The sequence below is a fragment of the Oceanicaulis sp. genome, from assembly GCF_965284345.1.
GTDB classification, from domain to species: Bacteria; Pseudomonadota; Alphaproteobacteria; order Caulobacterales; family Maricaulaceae; genus Oceanicaulis; species Oceanicaulis alexandrii_A.
In genome coordinates, this window is sequence record NZ_OZ260073.1 from 55,261 (window position 1) to 70,529 (window position 15,269).

The following is a 15,269-nucleotide window of genomic DNA, read 5'->3' on the forward strand; positions in this document are numbered from 1 at the left end:
TCAACCGGCCCCGAAAGGACGATAGAAATAGCCGCCGAAGACAAAGAGGTTCGTGTTCATCATGCGTCGCAGCATGAAACCCTAAACCTCACACGGTCAAGTCCTTTTGGCCGGACAATTGACATTCAGCTTGCAACACCGCCCGATAGCGCCATCTCGGTCAAAGGACACGCCCATGCCTGCACTCATCACCACGCTGTCAGCCGTAGCCCTGGCGTTCGGCTTGCCTCAGGCGGTCATCGAGACCAGCCATGGCGCCATCGTGGTGGAGCTTGATGAGGCCGCTGCGCCATTGAGCGTCGCCAATTTCATCACCCACGCCCAGGCCGGGCATTTTGACGACGGGTCTTTCTATCGCTCAGTCCGCGACGATAATGAGCGCGCGGGCGTCGCTCCGATGAACCTGATCCAGGGCGGACACAGCTTTGACGGATTGGCCGCGGCTGAGAGCATCGCCCATGAATCAACGCTCGACACCGGTCTGAGCCATACACGCGGCGCCATCTCCATGGCGCGCGACGCACCTGGCACCGCCACGACCGAGTTTTTCATCATGGTTCATGACTATCCCGGCCTCGACGCAGGACCGGACGGCCGTAACCCCGATGAAGCCGGATACGCCGTGTTCGGCGAAGTGATCGAGGGTATGGATGTGGTGGAGCGCATCTGGATGAGCCCGACCAGCCTGGACCGCGCGCCGGATGACTTCCCCTACCCGCAGTTCATGACCGACCCTGTCGTGATCGAGAAAGTGCGTATCCGTAACGCAGATTAGGGTCTAGCTTTTCAGTTCAAGACGCAGCGTGTTCAGGCGTTGGGCGACATCGCTTGCAACGTCCTCGCCCATCATCTTTTCAAGCCGCGCATTCACCCCCTCAAAAGCCACGCGGGCGCGCTCCGCCTTGGCGAGGCCATCGGTCGTGACCTTCAGGCGCCAGCGGCGGCGATCGTTTTCATCGCGGGTCCGTTCGATCAGGCCTTCACGCTGAAGCCGCGCCACCATCTGGGTCACGGCCGGTTCCGACAGCTCAAGACGCACGGCGATATCGCTCTGGGTCGCGTCAGGGTCATTCAGCACCACACCCAGAAGCGCCGCTTGCGCAACCGTCAGCCCCGCCGCCTCGATGACGACGGAGTCCGCTTCCTGGCGAAGCCGTTCGGCGCTTTTGATCACGGCGGAATACAAACGGGGACTGCTGGCGCTCATTCATTCTCTCAACAGGCAAGGCTCGCCAAGAGACGAGACAACAACATAGATTTATACCGCTATCCCAGTTCGGTGAGAAAAGCCAAGTCGCTAAACGTCTAAAGCAATTGCCTGCGCCATAGGAAAAGGCCCCGCAGTCGCCTGCGGAGCCTTTTCCCTCAGTCTTAAGCGCTTTTAGTGCGGGCGTTGCTCGCCGCCGCCGCTGACTTCAGTGGAACCGGGAAGCGCAGCCAGCGCCGCGGCATCCGCTTCAGTCCACTCCACCGGCTGGATCGGTTCGGTCAGAGCCACATTGAGGACTTCCTCGACGGTTTCGACCGGGATGATCTTGAGCCCCTCTTTCACATTGTCCGGGATCTCGGCGAGATCCTTTTCATTGTCCTTGGGGATCAGCACTGTCTTCACGCCACCTCGCAAGGCCGCCAGCATTTTCTCTTTAAGACCGCCAATGGGCAGCACGCGGCCGCGCAGGGTGATCTCACCGGTCATCGCCACATCCTTGCGCACCGGCACGCCAGTGAGCGTGGAAACGATGGCGGTGATCATGGCCCCGCCCGCAGACGGGCCGTCCTTGGGCGTCGCGCCTTCAGGCACGTGAACGTGAATATCGGTGGTGCGGAAGACCGTGGGCTTGATGCCCAGGGCCGGCGCCCGGCTCTGAACATAAGAGTTCGCCGCCGAGATCGATTCCTTCATCACCTCTTTGAGGTTGCCGGTCACCGTCATCTTGCCGCGACCGGGCATCTGCACCGCTTCGATGGTCAGCAGATCACCGCCCACTTCGGTCCAGGCCAAGCCCGTGACCAGACCCACCTTGTCCTCGTCCTCGGTTTCGCCATAGCGGTGTTTGCGCACGCCGGCGAAGTCATCGAGGTTCTCGGAAGTGATGGTGACATGGTCATTATCACCCGCCACGAGCTTGCGCACGGTTTTGCGCGCCAGACGTGCAATCTCGCGCTCCAGATTCCGCACGCCGCTTTCGCGGGTGTAATAACGGATCAGGTCGCGCAAGGCGCTATCCTCAACCGTCCACTCACCCTCTTTCAGCGCATGCACTTTGAGCTGTTTGGGGATCAGGTGACGACGCGCGATCTCCACCTTCTCATCTTCGGTGTAGCCCGCGATCCGGATGATCTCCATCCGGTCGAGAAGCGGCTGAGGCAGGTTGAGCGTGTTCGCCGTGGTGATGAACATCACGTCGGACAGATCATAATCCACTTCCAGATAGTGATCATTGAAGGTGGAGTTCTGTTCCGGATCGAGCACCTCAAGCAGCGCCGACGCCGGATCGCCGCGGTAATCCGCACCCAGCTTGTCGATTTCATCGAGCAAGATGATCGGATTGGTCGATTTGGCTTTCTTCAGCGACTGAATGATGCGGCCCGGCATGGAGCCGATATAGGTGCGACGGTGACCGCGGATCTCGGCTTCATCGCGCACGCCGCCCAGAGACACGCGCACGAACTCGCGTCCCGTCGCCTCCGCGATGGAACGGCCCAGCGAGGTCTTGCCCACACCCGGCGGGCCCACGAGGCACAGGATCGGGCCGCGCATTTTCTTCACGCGCGTTTGCACTGCGAGATGCTCGACAATGCGTTCTTTGACCTTCTCAAGCCCGAAATGATCACGGTCGAGCACCTGCTCGGCCACGCCCAGATCTTTCTTCAGGCGTTTGCGCTTGCCCCAGGGCAGCGCCAGCATCCAGTCGAGATAATTGCGCACCACCGTGGCTTCCGCCGACATGGGGCTCATCTGGCGCAGCTTCTTGAGCTCCGCCTCGGCCTTTTCGCGCGCTTCCTTGCTGAGCTTGGCTTCGGCGACTTTCTGCTCAAGCTCAGACAGCTCTTCACGGCCGTCATCGCCCTCGCCCAGCTCGCGCTGGATCGCCTTCATCTGCTCGTTGAGATAATATTCGCGCTGGGTCTTCTCCATCTGCCGCTTCACGCGGTTGCGGATTTTCTTCTCGACCTGCAGCACGCTGATCTCGCCTTCCATCAGCGCGAACACCTTTTCCAGGCGCTCCACCACATTGGAATTGGCCATCAGCGCCTGTTTCTCGGCGATCTTCACCGACAGATGCGCCGCGATCGTGTCCGCCATCTTGGCGGCGTCCGTGATCTCGCCCACAGCGGCCAGCGCTTCGGGCGGCACTTTCTTGTTCAGCTTGACATAGTCTTCAAACTTTTCAGCCGCCGCGCGCATCAGCGCCTCGACTTCCGCCGGATCGGCCAGCTCTTCCTCCACCAGTTCGGCTTCAGCTTCGAAATAGGCCTGATTGTCCAGAAAGCGGGTAATGGTCATGCGGCGACCGCCTTCGACCAGTACTTTCACCGTGCCGTCGGGCAGTTTGAGAAGCTGCAGCACAGACGCCACAACGCCATCATTGTAGACCGCTTCATGGGCCGGATCGTCGTCAGCCGCATTCTTCTGAGTGGCCAGAAGGATCTGCTTGTCCGCGCGCATGACTTCCTCGAGCGCCCGCACAGATTTTTCGCGGCCCACAAACAGGGGCACGATCATGTGCGGAAAGACGACGATGTCGCGCAGCGGCAGCAGGGGAAGCGTTTTAGTTTCGCTCATAGTCATTCTCCAAGGGGCCGGGTCGCTCCCGAACCGGGGCGCAACTCAACCTCGCCGACCCTTGCGGCGCCGGCCTCACGACCTGGCCCGCTCATCAAGCCGAGCCTCGCCGTGTTTGCATGCCTAAACAAGTGGAGGCGGCGCCTAGCAGCTTCAAGCCTGAGGCTCAGCGCAGATTGCAGCGCATGGGCCTAGCGGGTGATGAAAGCCGGATTGGCGCGCGCCTGTATGCAGGGCGCCGGGCTCGTGTCGTCGATCATCTCATCGGGTGATGAAAAAAATCTCACAGCAAGCGACATCGCGCAGCCATCCCCATCCCATTGAGTGCTTTCAGTGTGAAACCCGCCAGGGAGGACGATCACGCGGCTGCGGCTGAGGGTTCGGGCCGCATCATAGCCCCAGGCCGGAGGGGTAAGCACGTCCAGCTCTCCCGCCAGGATCAAGGTCGGCGCATCGCTTGTGGTGATCGCCACCTCAGACGCCGGTCGCGCCGGCGCGCCCCAGGTCTCACAGGTCTGCGGTGTGAAAGTGGCGCTGTCGATCCCGGCGAAACTGTCCGGCAAGGGGCCGTTGCGGCGCTCGGCATAGGGCAGCGCTTCGCTGCACCACACAGACAAGCGCACACCCCAATCAAAGTCTGACACGCCATAGCCCCGGGCCGGGACAGACTCCATACCGGTCGCCTGATCCATCAAGAGCGGCGCGCGCGCCAGATCAGCGGCGGAGCCGAGCGGGACTGAATTCACAAGGGCGCGCTGACACACCTGGTCGGAGTCACACTGTCTGGGAGCCGCTTCAATCGCCGCGAAGAACCTGGACTCGAGGTCTGGGAAGGCCGCGTCACACTCGGCTTGAGCGGCGCACATCTGCGCGACCCGGCGCAGTGCGGCTTCAAGATTACCAGGGTATGCGTCGTCAAACCGTGCGCTGTGAGGCAAAGGCGAATCCAGAACCATGGACTGCACGCGCTCGGGATACTCCCGCGCATAGGTCAGGGCCAATCGCGTGCCGTATGACAGAGCGAACAAAGACCATTGGTCAAAGCCCAGAACTTGCCGCAAAGCCTCTATGTCAGACGCGCTGGCGGCGCTGTGATAGGCGTCGAGCCTTACGCCTTGCGCAACGAGCGCCGCGCGACACTCTTGCAGAGCCGTCTCCAGCCGCGCTTCAGCGCCGGGCTTTGTACTCGACAGAGCCGGACCGATTGCTTCACACCGCATGGAAGGCTCAGCGTATTGCGTGCCGCGCCGTCCCAGTATGACGAAATCGCGCTCCGCACTCCAGGGATAGGCGCCAGGGTACTGTGCTGCGGATAAACCGCCCACACCCGGCCCGCCCGGTAGAAACAGAACCGGCGCCAGACCAGGCCGGGGCTCGGACGCGCGGATGTGGATGACTGGAAGCCGCAGCTCCAGCGTGTCTTCAGGATCATCGCTTTGCGTCACTACCAGATACCCGCGCTGATAGCGTGGGCCGCTGACCGTGAGAGGAAAGCTCTCCCCCTCATCCACAGCCTCAAACCGGGGCGGCGCATCCTGAGCTGTCGCCGGCGCCAAAACGCTCAATGCGCCTGCCCAGGTCGCCAGCAGCACAGCAAACCGTCTGGAAAACACCATCTGCACGCCCCGTTTCACAGCAAAAAGGCTGCACCAAGGTGCAGCCTTTGAAGCCTAGTGCGGGGTGCAATTCTGAAGCGAATTAACTCCCGGTAATATTTCGATTACGCGCCCTGTTTCGGCGCAGCCTCGCCTTTGGACTTGGCGTAGATGTAAAGCGGGGTCGCATCACCGGTGACGACTTCAGCGTTGACCACCACTTCCTCGACACCTTCAAGGCTTGGCAGGTCGAACATGGTGTCGAGCAAAATGCCCTCCATGATCGAACGCAGGCCGCGCGCGCCGGTCTTGCGATGGATCGCCTTATTGGCGATGGCGATCAGAGCATCCTCGGTAAAGGACAGGCCGACGCCTTCCATCTCGAACAGGCGCTGATACTGCTTGACCAAAGCGTTCTTCGGCTCGGTCAGGATCTGGACCAGAGCATCCACATCCAGATCTTCGAGCGTTGCGATCACGGGCAGACGACCCACAAATTCGGGGATCAGACCGAATTTGGTCAAATCATCCGGTTCGACTTCAGACAGCACTTCACCCTGACGACGGGCGTCAGGATCGCGCACATCAGCGCCGAAACCGACAGCTGAGCCTTTGCCGCGCTGGGAGATGATGCTTTCGAGACCGGCGAAGGCGCCGCCCACGATGAACAGGATGTTGGTGGTGTCCACTTGCAGGAATTCCTGCTGGGGATGCTTGCGGCCGCCCTGGGGCGGAACCGAAGCCACCGTGCCTTCCATGATCTTCAGAAGCGCTTGCTGCACGCCCTCGCCCGACACATCGCGGGTGATCGAAGGATTGTCGGATTTACGGCTGATCTTGTCGATTTCGTCGATATAGACGATGCCGCGCTGGGCGCGCTCGACATTGTAGTCCGCAGATTGCAGCAGTTTGAGAACGATGTTCTCCACATCCTCACCCACATAACCGGCTTCGGTCAGCGTGGTGGCGTCGGCCATGGTGAAGGGCACGTCCAGAATGCGCGCCAGCGTCTGGGCCAGCAGCGTCTTGCCGCAACCGGTCGGGCCGATCAGCAGGATATTGGACTTGGACAGCTCCACCTCGCCGTTTTGACCGGCATGGTTGAGACGCTTGTAATGGTTGTGAACGGCGACCGAGAGCACGCGCTTGGCCTTGGCCTGGCCGATCACATAGTCCTGCAGGACCTGGAAGATTTCCTGCGGGCTGGGCACGCCCTCATTGGACTTCACAAGCGAGGTCTTGTTCTCCTCGCGGATGATGTCCATGCAGAGTTCAACGCATTCATCGCAGATGAAAACCGTAGGCCCTGCGATGAGCTTGCGGACCTCATGCTGGCTCTTGCCGCAGAATGAGCAATACAGCGTGCTCTTTCCGTCGCCTGTGGTCGCCTTGGTCATGGCTGCTCCCGTCGGTCCCGCTGTGCGCCGTGGCGCGGTTGGTTCGTTTTGGCCTTAAAAATCGTCATCAACGACTCAGCCCGTTCCTGCAAGATCAAGGCCGGACCTTAGCGAAACGTTTCTAAAGCGCATGTGATCACAGCCAGAGGGGGGTGATCAAGCATGCAAAACCGCGCTGGCCGTATCTGGCGCAGCGCGGCTTGAGTGCTCAGAACCGAGACAGACCTGACTTAAATCAGGACGCTTCGGGGCCGCCGCGCTTCTCGTAAACATGGTCGATCAGGCCGAAATCCTTGGCTTCCATCGCATCCATGTAGAAGTCCCGATCCAGCGTTTTCTCGACTTTTTCAATCGGCTGGCCGGTGTGTTTCACGTAAATCTCGTTCATCCGGCGCTTGATCTTGAGGATGTCCTCGCCGTGACGCTCGATATCCGCTGCGGTGCCGCGGAACCCGCCAGACGGCTGGTGCAGCATGATGCGCGCGTTCGGCGTCGCGAAGCGCATGTCCTTGTCGCCCGCCGTCAGCAGCAGCGAGCCCATGGAGGCCGCCATGCCGACGCAGGCCGTCGCCACCGGGCAGCTGATATATTGCATGGTGTCATAGATCGCGAGACCTGCGCTCACCGACCCGCCAGGCGAGTTGATGTACATGGCGATCTCTTTTTTCGGGTTTTCCGATTCGAGGAACAAGAGCTGAGCCACCATCAGGCTCGCCATATGGTCTTCAATCGGCCCGGTGACGAACACAATGCGTTCCTTCAGCAGGCGCGAATAGATGTCGTAGGCGCGTTCGCCCCGCGCGCTTTGCTCGACCACCATGGGAACGAGGTTCATCATCACATCCTGCGGCTCACGCATAGCCAGCTCCTCAAGGAAAGCAGTGTTCGTCTAGGTCGGCCGGATATGGCCATGGTTCAGCACTGTGACAAGGCCCGCGCCTGGGCGCAAACCCTCAAATGCACAAGGCCCGGGCCTTTTTCCTCTCTATCGAGAAGAAATCGACCCAGGCCTTGATGGTCCCGTCAGGGTTAAGACTGGATTAGTCCTCGTCGGACTTTGCAGCCTTTTTCTTCGGAGCCGCCTTTTTCTTGGCCGGAGCCTTCTTTTTGGCAGGCTTTTTCTCTTCGGCGGCCGGCGCCTCATCGTCTTCTGCGAACAGGGTCTCGCGATCGACTTCCTCGTCGGTCACGTCAGCCAGTTCGAGAATGTAATCGACGACTTTTTCTTCATAGATCGGCGCACGCAGGGCCTGAATGGCGCCCGGGTTCTTTTGATAGAACTCGACCACTTCACGCTCACGACCCTGGAAGCGGACAGCTTCCTGGTTCACAGCGCGCGACAGCTCTTCCTGAGTGACGTCCACATTGGCTTTACGGCCGATTTCCGCCAGCACCAGGCCCAGACGCACGCGGCGCGCGGCGATCTTGCGGTAATCATCCTTGAGCTCGTCCTCGGACTTGCCCTTGTCTTCATCATCAAGCTGGTCGTTCTCGATCGCGTTCTGGACTTCGCGCCAGATCTGCTCGAACTCCTGCTCGACCATTTTCTCAGGCAGCTCGACAGCGTCGTGCTCGGCGTCGAGCGCGTCCAGCAAGGTGCGCTTGACCTTCATGCGCGAGGCCTGGCTGTGCTCGCCTTCGAAACGCTTGACCAGCGCATCCTTGAGCGCTTCCAGATCCGACAGGCCCAGACGTTCGGCCAGCGAATCATCAATCGTGGTTTCGCCCGGCGCCTGAACGGTCTTCACCTCGGTGGCGAAGACAGCGTCTTTGCCAGCCAGGTGTTCAGCCTGATAATCTTCGGGGAAGGTCACCTTGATCTCGACCTTGTCGCCCGACTTGGCGCCGATCAGCTGATCTTCAAAGCCGGGAATGAACTGGCCGGAACCGATGACCAGCTCAGCGCCTTCCGCGGCGCCGCCCTGAAATTCCTCACCATCGATGGAGCCGACAAAGTCAATCACGACTTTGTCGCCGTCCGCCGCCTTGCCGTCCTTGTCTTCATAAGAGATAGACTGCTTGGCCAGCTCTTCCAGAGCCTCATCGACCTGCGCGTCAGCCACTTTGGCGACCGGGCGGGTCAGCTTGAGGGTCTTGGGATCGACGGTGTCAAATTCCGGCATGATCTCGAGGCTGATCTCAAACGCGAAATCAGCGCCGCTTTTGAGAACGTCTTCCGCATCGGATTTCACATCCACAGCCGGCTGAGAGGCCGGGCGGATCTTGCGCTCGTCCAGGGTTTCCTGAGTGGCTTGCGGGACCAGCTCCTGAAGGATGTCGCCCATGATGGACGCGCCGAACATCTTGCGGATGTGGTTGGCGGGCACCTTGCCGGGGCGGAAGCCCTTCAGGCGCACTTCAGGACGGATCTCTTCGATCTTGGCGGTCAGTTTCGCTTCGAGCTCCGACGCGGGCACGACAACCTCAAACGTGCGCGAGAGCCCTTCAGCGGATTTTTCAACTACGTTCATCTTGGCGAGGCCTTGTTAGAATGCGGTCGCCGCCTTGCTCAAACGTGCAGATGCACGCGGGGCGGCGGCCGGGAATGAGCGCGCGTTATGTCACGCAGAATTTGCAGACGCAACGCCCAGCGGCGGTGAATGTGTGCAGCCCGGGCTCCCGCGCAGAGATATCGGGGGCGTCAGACGGGTGCAGGAACGCGTCAAACAGCATGCCCCCGCCCCGGACTCAATCAAAGCTTCGTCGCCAGCTGAGCGAGATTTCATTGCTGGAATCACCACTGACTTCCGACGCCAGAACGAAAGACGGGGTCAACCGCCATTCGATGCGCGCCGCGCCCAGCGTTTGTCCAACGCCTGTTTCAAGCTCCAGATAGACATCTTCGGTCAGTTGCCGCCCGCCCAGCACGCTGACGGCGCCGTTGCCGTTCTGACGAACATCCAGCCGGTCCATGCCCAGAACGGCGCGAACCCCCGCCATGGCGTCCAGCCAACCCGCTCCAGACAGCTGGGCGGCGAGCTGAGAGGCCTGCAAGGGGCTAAGGTCAGAAACGCCTGAGCCAAACAAGAGCCGCGAGAGGATTTCGTCTTCCGGCAGGCTCGGCGTGCTCTCAAACGACACCTCTGGCGCCCGCACTGATCCCTGAACACGCCCGATTACGGTCAGATCACTGGTTTCATGACGCGCTTCGATCGCGACGCGGCTCTGATTCACCGGGCCGTCAAAGGTCACGCGCCCGGTCGTCAGGGTGAACGGCGCCGTCAGCAAGGACGCCTGTCCTGATATCAGCGTCGCCTGGCCAGACAGATTCGGCCGGGTCGCCGTCCCGGTCACATGCACGTCGGCGGACCATTCGGACGTAAACGCCCGGCTGGAGACGAACAGCCGGTCATCCGCGCGCAGATGATAATCCAGCTCCAGACGAATCGGACGACGATAGGCGCGATCAAGAGCATCGGGCCGGTTCAGCTCCACCACTTCAATCTGGGGGATGGAGGAACCATTGCCGCCCGATGTCGGACGCACATCCAGCCGCTGCACATCCGCTTCGCCTGTCACCGTCAGAACCCGCTCACTGAGAGTGAAATCAGCATGACCTGACGCCCCGCCAGACAGCTCGGGACGATCCACCAGATATAAGCGGTTCAGCTCGATACGCCCTTCCCCCTCCAGGCCCTCGTCTGTCATACGGAACTCGGCCTGCGCATGGGCGCCGCTCTTCGCATCCTCACCGATGCGCAGCGATTCGATAACCAGCGCGCCATTGCGCCAGCCGCCCTGTGCATTGATCGGCTCAAAGCTGCGGCCGGCGAGCGCGGATGAAAGCGCGCCGTCTGTAAAGCTGACGACACCCGACGTCTCCACCCCTTCAATCGAAGCGTCGACGGACAGGCTGCCGCGCAAGATTTCGCCTTCTGGCAGATAGAGCCCCGCCAGCACGGCGACGTCTCCATTGACGCTCAAATCACCCCGCCAGTCCGGCCGCGACAAATCGCTTAGCCCCGTCACGGCGCCTGGCAGCGCCAGATCAAGCCTGATCTCAAGCTCAGTGCCTGAAAATTGCCCGTTCAATCGGGACTGGTCAGCCTGAACCTCAAGACTGATCTCGCCATTCAGCGCGCCCAGCTCATGATCCGTCGCCGAGGACAGGTCAGACACAGCCAGATTGGAACGCCCTGTCCATCGGTCGTCTGCGCGGGTGAAATCACCTACGAGCTGGAGCTCGCCCTGGGCCTGCGGCAAGCTGAGCAAGCCCATGACCAGATCGGCGGGAATGGCGCTGAAATCATAAGACAGCGCAGTCTCTTGCGCGTCACGCCGCAGTGTGAACGCCACCCTCGCGCCATCCAGCGCCAACTGAGCGTCCACTGCCATTTCACCCGCGTCATAGAGGAGGGAGAGCGGCCCGGGCGATGTCAAATTACGCCCGGAAATCTCACCTGAAACATCCAGAACGGCGTCAGCGCGACCCGCCTCATAGCTGATAGGACCGGCGACCGAGAGAGCGAAAGGCTCGGTGAACGCCCCTTCTGCATTCAATTGAAACGTCAGCGCTTCCAAAGGCCCGGACAATCGCGCTCGAGCCGTATTCAATGTCATGCCCGAGACGCGGTATCCCTCTAGCGCGCCGCTGAGATCCAGCTCGCCCGCAAGCAAGTCAGCGCGTGACGCCCGATACTCCAGCGACGCAGACCACAGCTCAATCGCGCCGTCCTGTGAGGCTGTGAAATCAAGGATCAAAGCCTCATCGCTCAGCCGCGCCTCGCCTTGAGCCAGGATATCGGCGTACCGCCCTGACCGCACACCGACACGCCCCGCATCATCGGCCCAGGCGATATCGCCCTGCAACAGCACGGTCGTGTCGCCGTTCATTGCGTCAAAACGCCAATTGCCCGCCAGCCCGGCGTCAGATGGCGTGATCTCGATACGCAGCACGGGCTGCTCAAGCGCGACGCCGCGCGCTGACAGCGTGTCTGCTTGCGCCTGAATGCGTGCGGACAGCCCGTCCTCTCCCTGATCAAGCTCCGCAGCGCCGGCGATGACGCCTGACAAACCCGCGACGTTCAAGCCCTCAGCGTCGACTGCATATTCGAGAGCGCCACGCCAGCCCTGGCTTGCTTCACTGCGCTGCATATCACCGCTCAGACGCACATACCGCCCTTCAATATCAAGATCAGAAACGGCGATCCCGTCACTGAGGTCTAGCCGCCCCTGCCCGCTCAGCCCCGTGGCGAGCGCGTAGGGCGCGCCGTCTCCGGCCAGGTCTTCGCCCATAAGGGTCAGGGTGACGCCATTGGCGTCACCGACGCCTTCAAGCTCCACCGGACCGGACAGCCCATCCTGAATTCGACCGGCGTCATCGAGCGAGAGGGTAAACCGCCCCTGAAAGTCCAGCGGCGCCAGGGACACATCTCCCATAGCGCTGGCGGACATGCCTTCAGACCTCAGTTGCGCGGTTTCAAACCTAGCCTGCTGGCGGCTTGGTTCATACACGCCGACGGCGGAAAACTGGACCTGTTCTCCCAAAACCGCCCCGGCTCGCGCATTCGCCCAGCGCAGATTCTGCAAATCACCCGTCACATCGAACGCAAACGCATCCTCCGCACGCCCCAGCACAAAGCGGGCGCTCATTTCATCCATGCCGATCTGGGGATGCTCGACGCCTTGCGCCTGTACATCGCCTGACACCCAATTCTCAGGGTCGGCGCGATCAAGCTGCGCCTGAAAGCGGGCGTTTTGAAGGGTCACGGATTCCGGCAAAAACAGCGATAGCCCCTCAGCCGAGAACTGCCCCGTCAGGTCAATCAACGGCGTATCAGCCTTGCTCACCGACAGCTCACCAGCAGCGCTCGTGAAGACCAGGCGCCCAGTCAGCGGGTCAAGCGCCCCCTCGCCTGACAGCGCGCCTCCCGTCAGAAGCGCGCGAATATCAGCCGGCAAATCCGGCCAGGCTTCGGCGTCCGTCACGCCTTCGACCCGCCATGCGCCGTCATCCCAAGACCCACGTCCTTCAAGGCCCACCGTTTCACCCACCTCAAAACTGTAATCCGCGCGCCCGGCGTCCGGCGTGCCGCTGATAGTCGCTTCCAGCAAAAAACCGCGTCCACCGGCGTAAACCAGACCTGCGAGCGGACTGTCTGCTTCGGCCTGCGCGGACACTCGCCCTTCGATCATGCCCTGACGATTGCGCGTCAGGTCCGCAACGAGGCGGTCAGAGGCGCCGTCAATGCGCACGATTTCAGCTGTCAGATTCTGTCCGGATTGAGGGCTGCTCGTCAGAGCCGCTGAAGCGCGCAAGGCCGCACGGTCGCCCAGAACAGGCGCCTCCAGCACGAGCTCAGAGATCCGAAGCTGATTGAGCCTCACCCCGCGCGACGCCCCGCCTTCAGAAGCGTCTGCGCGCTCAAGATCAGGGCGGCGATGGACCACGATACGGTCCGCTTCAACAGCCTCGACGGCTATAGTTGATCCCAATAAGGAGCGCGCGCGCCACGCCACTCGCACATTGTCTGCTTCCAGCCACACACCCTGTTCGTCTGACAGCGTAAGCCGCTCGACGCTGAAGTCTGAGAGCACATCGCCCTGAAGACCGATGAGCTGCACAACCCCGACCGCATCAATCCGGCGTCCGTCCGCCAGATGAGAAACCAGAGCGCGGCCCGGCGCATGGCTGAGACTGACTAGGCCTGCCAGGCCAAGGACCAACGCCGCGACCAGTATGGCGAAGCCGGTTTTCAGAAGCGTTGAAGCGCGCATATTCAGAACGCCTCCCCAAGCCCGATATAAAGCTGAAGTTCAGGGTCTCCGGCGATGGGGTCCAGGGGCGTCGCCACGTCAATGCGCAGAGGCGCGAAATCGAGGTAATAGCGCAGCCCGAACCCGACAGCGCTTCGCATCGCGCCGAAATCAGGGGTCTCATCGCGGCCAGCTGCAGCCGAATCAACAAACAAGACGCCGCCCCAGCGCCGTGACCGCCGCCAGCGCGCTTCAAGACTGGTTTCAATGATGGAGCGCCCGCCTATCAAGGCGCCAGCCTCGTTGCGGGGCGCGAGCGATTGATAGTCATAACCGCGCGCGGACCCGCCGCCCCCGGCGAAGAACCGCTGTTCGGGCGGCAGAGCGTATAACGGCGCGCCGACAATGCCCCCCGCCCTCAAACGCCCTGCAATAATCAGCGATGAGGAGAGCCGTTGATAGGTGCGCGCCTCCCCCACAGTCTTGAGGTATTGCGTCTCTCCCACAGTCCTTGAGTCTTGGGTCGCCGCGTCCCCGGTCACCACCGCCGGAGAGACGTCCACAGACAACAGATACCCTTCCGTGGGCGCGATCGCGCTGTCGCGATCATCCCAGACGGCGCCCAGCGAGATCGAGCTGGTGTAAACATCGAGATCAAACGTATCTGTTTCACTGTGAGCGACAGTAAAATTCGCCCCCAGAGAGACGGTCATCGTCTCACTGAGCGGGCGTGACACACGCGCGCCGACACCGCTTTCCAGCAAATCATAGGCGTCTGTCTCCTCGCGCCCGGTGTGCGCCTCCAGGGTCAGCTTTTGCCCCAGCCGCCGCCAGTGGGGTGCGCTGAGTTCGACGGTCAATCCGCTCAGTACGGTCGCCAGATTCAATGAGACGTCGAGGGTTTCATCACCGCCGAACAGGTTGCGCCGCTTGTACGCGCCGCTGACTCCGCCGCCTTCGCTGGTGGAAAGGCTAAAGCCTGCTTCCGCCACATGACGGGGCGACGGCGTCGCAGAGACGTTGACGTCGCGGCGTTGCGGCCCGTCCAGCTCAGCCGGCGCTGACAAAATCACAGCTGCGCTCGATATGCTTTCAAGCGCCTCAAGTCGGCTTTCAAAACTGCGCAGCGTGGCCGCGCTGACTCGCTCACCTGAAGTGAACGGCGCCAACCGGCGCACAAAGCTGGCGCGCCACCGATCCGTGTCGAGTGAAATGTCGCCGTAAAGGCTTTCAGCGCCAGGCTCAAATGTGAAAACAACATCACCGCTGGCGTCTGCGTGGTCGACCGTGACCACGCGGTTCTCCAGGCGCGCATCCGGCCATCCAGAAAGACGCAAGGCGCGCAGACCATCCGTCTCTGCGGCCAGAACATCCGCCGCTCGAACCGCATCCCCTTCATCAAGCGCGATGCCATTGCGCGCGACTGACCGCGCTCGATCCCGCCCGTTCGTCAGGACCTCCAGGGAGGAAAAGCGAAACTGCTCACCCGGGGTCACCTGAAAAGTCGGCGCCTCATCGCTTTGATCAACGATCACGCGGGCCGTATAATAGCCCTCAGAGCGAAGATATCGCAGCAGGGTGTTCGCGGTCGCCTGCGCATCTGATGCGCCGCTTTTGGCCCGCTCATCGAGAAGCGACTGCAGTGCGTTGGACACCCCAGCGCTGTCCTCTCCAGTCACCGACACAGTTTGCCCGCGGGCTTCAGCGGTCAGGGCGATGCACGCCATCAAGGCAAGTGCGCGAAGCACAATCATCAGCACGGGTTCCGCAATCGTCCGTAAAAAAGAAAGGCGG

The 15,269-nt window shown here is 61.5% G+C and carries 9 protein-coding genes; 1 reads left to right on the forward strand and 8 read right to left on the reverse strand.

Annotated elements, in window-relative coordinates:
• Window positions 1–175 precede the first annotated feature (175 nt).
• The gene (locus ACQ66J_RS00280) at window positions 176–775 is read left to right on the forward strand and encodes a peptidylprolyl isomerase (protein ID WP_430429964.1); all 600 of its coding nucleotides are present in this window, start codon (window positions 176–178) and stop codon (window positions 773–775) included.
• A 3-nt stretch (window positions 776–778) separates the two neighbouring features.
• On the opposite strand, the gene ACQ66J_RS00285 is transcribed toward ACQ66J_RS00280, so the two are convergent.
• From ACQ66J_RS00285 to ACQ66J_RS00320, 8 genes are all read right to left on the reverse strand, one after another.
• Window positions 779–1,207: a MarR family winged helix-turn-helix transcriptional regulator gene (locus tag ACQ66J_RS00285; protein ID WP_430429966.1), complete on the reverse strand. Its 429-nt coding sequence runs from the start codon at window positions 1,205–1,207 to the stop codon at window positions 779–781.
• A gap of 174 nt (window positions 1,208–1,381) precedes the next feature.
• Entirely contained in the window at window positions 1,382–3,787 is a 2,406-nt protein-coding gene (gene lon, locus ACQ66J_RS00290) for an endopeptidase La (RefSeq protein WP_430429968.1), read from the reverse strand.
• 191 nt (window positions 3,788–3,978) lie between these two features.
• Window positions 3,979–5,403: an alpha/beta fold hydrolase gene (locus ACQ66J_RS00295; protein ID WP_430429970.1), complete on the reverse strand. Its 1,425-nt coding sequence runs from the start codon at window positions 5,401–5,403 to the stop codon at window positions 3,979–3,981.
• A gap of 104 nt (window positions 5,404–5,507) precedes the next feature.
• Window positions 5,508–6,779 (reverse strand): ATP-dependent Clp protease ATP-binding subunit ClpX, encoded by a 1,272-nt coding sequence (gene clpX, locus ACQ66J_RS00300; RefSeq protein WP_375548960.1) that lies wholly within the window; start codon window positions 6,777–6,779, stop codon window positions 5,508–5,510.
• A gap of 235 nt (window positions 6,780–7,014) precedes the next feature.
• Complete coding sequence (locus ACQ66J_RS00305) at window positions 7,015–7,638, reverse strand: ATP-dependent Clp protease proteolytic subunit (RefSeq protein ID WP_107713103.1); 624 nt, start codon at window positions 7,636–7,638, stop codon at window positions 7,015–7,017.
• 181 nt (window positions 7,639–7,819) lie between these two features.
• Window positions 7,820–9,250 (reverse strand): trigger factor, encoded by a 1,431-nt coding sequence (gene tig, locus ACQ66J_RS00310; RefSeq protein ID WP_430429973.1) that lies wholly within the window; start codon window positions 9,248–9,250, stop codon window positions 7,820–7,822.
• Window positions 9,251–9,467: 217 nt separating this feature from the next.
• Window positions 9,468–13,496 (reverse strand): translocation/assembly module TamB domain-containing protein, encoded by a 4,029-nt coding sequence (locus ACQ66J_RS00315; protein WP_430429975.1) that lies wholly within the window; start codon window positions 13,494–13,496, stop codon window positions 9,468–9,470.
• A gap of 2 nt (window positions 13,497–13,498) precedes the next feature.
• On the reverse strand, window positions 13,499–15,229 hold the full coding sequence (locus tag ACQ66J_RS00320) for an autotransporter assembly complex protein TamA (protein ID WP_430429977.1): 1,731 nt from the start codon (window positions 15,227–15,229) through the stop codon (window positions 13,499–13,501).
• Between the last annotated feature and the right edge of the window lie 40 nt (window positions 15,230–15,269).

Coding starts and splice junctions, on each gene's coding strand:
- ACQ66J_RS00280 (WP_430429964.1), top strand. CDS start 176: ATGCCTGCACTCATCACCACGCTGTCAGCCGTAGCCCTGGCGTTCGGC.
- ACQ66J_RS00285 (WP_430429966.1), bottom strand. CDS start 1,207: ATGAGCGCCAGCAGTCCCCGTTTGTATTCCGCCGTGATCAAAAGCGCC.
- lon (WP_430429968.1), bottom strand. CDS start 3,787: ATGAGCGAAACTAAAACGCTTCCCCTGCTGCCGCTGCGCGACATCGTC.
- ACQ66J_RS00295 (WP_430429970.1), bottom strand. CDS start 5,403: ATGGTGTTTTCCAGACGGTTTGCTGTGCTGCTGGCGACCTGGGCAGGC.
- clpX (WP_375548960.1), bottom strand. CDS start 6,779: ATGACCAAGGCGACCACAGGCGACGGAAAGAGCACGCTGTATTGCTCA.
- ACQ66J_RS00305 (WP_107713103.1), bottom strand. CDS start 7,638: ATGCGTGAGCCGCAGGATGTGATGATGAACCTCGTTCCCATGGTGGTC.
- tig (WP_430429973.1), bottom strand. CDS start 9,250: ATGAACGTAGTTGAAAAATCCGCTGAAGGGCTCTCGCGCACGTTTGAG.
- ACQ66J_RS00315 (WP_430429975.1), bottom strand. CDS start 13,496: ATGCGCGCTTCAACGCTTCTGAAAACCGGCTTCGCCATACTGGTCGCG.
- ACQ66J_RS00320 (WP_430429977.1), bottom strand. CDS start 15,229: ATGATTGTGCTTCGCGCACTTGCCTTGATGGCGTGCATCGCCCTGACC.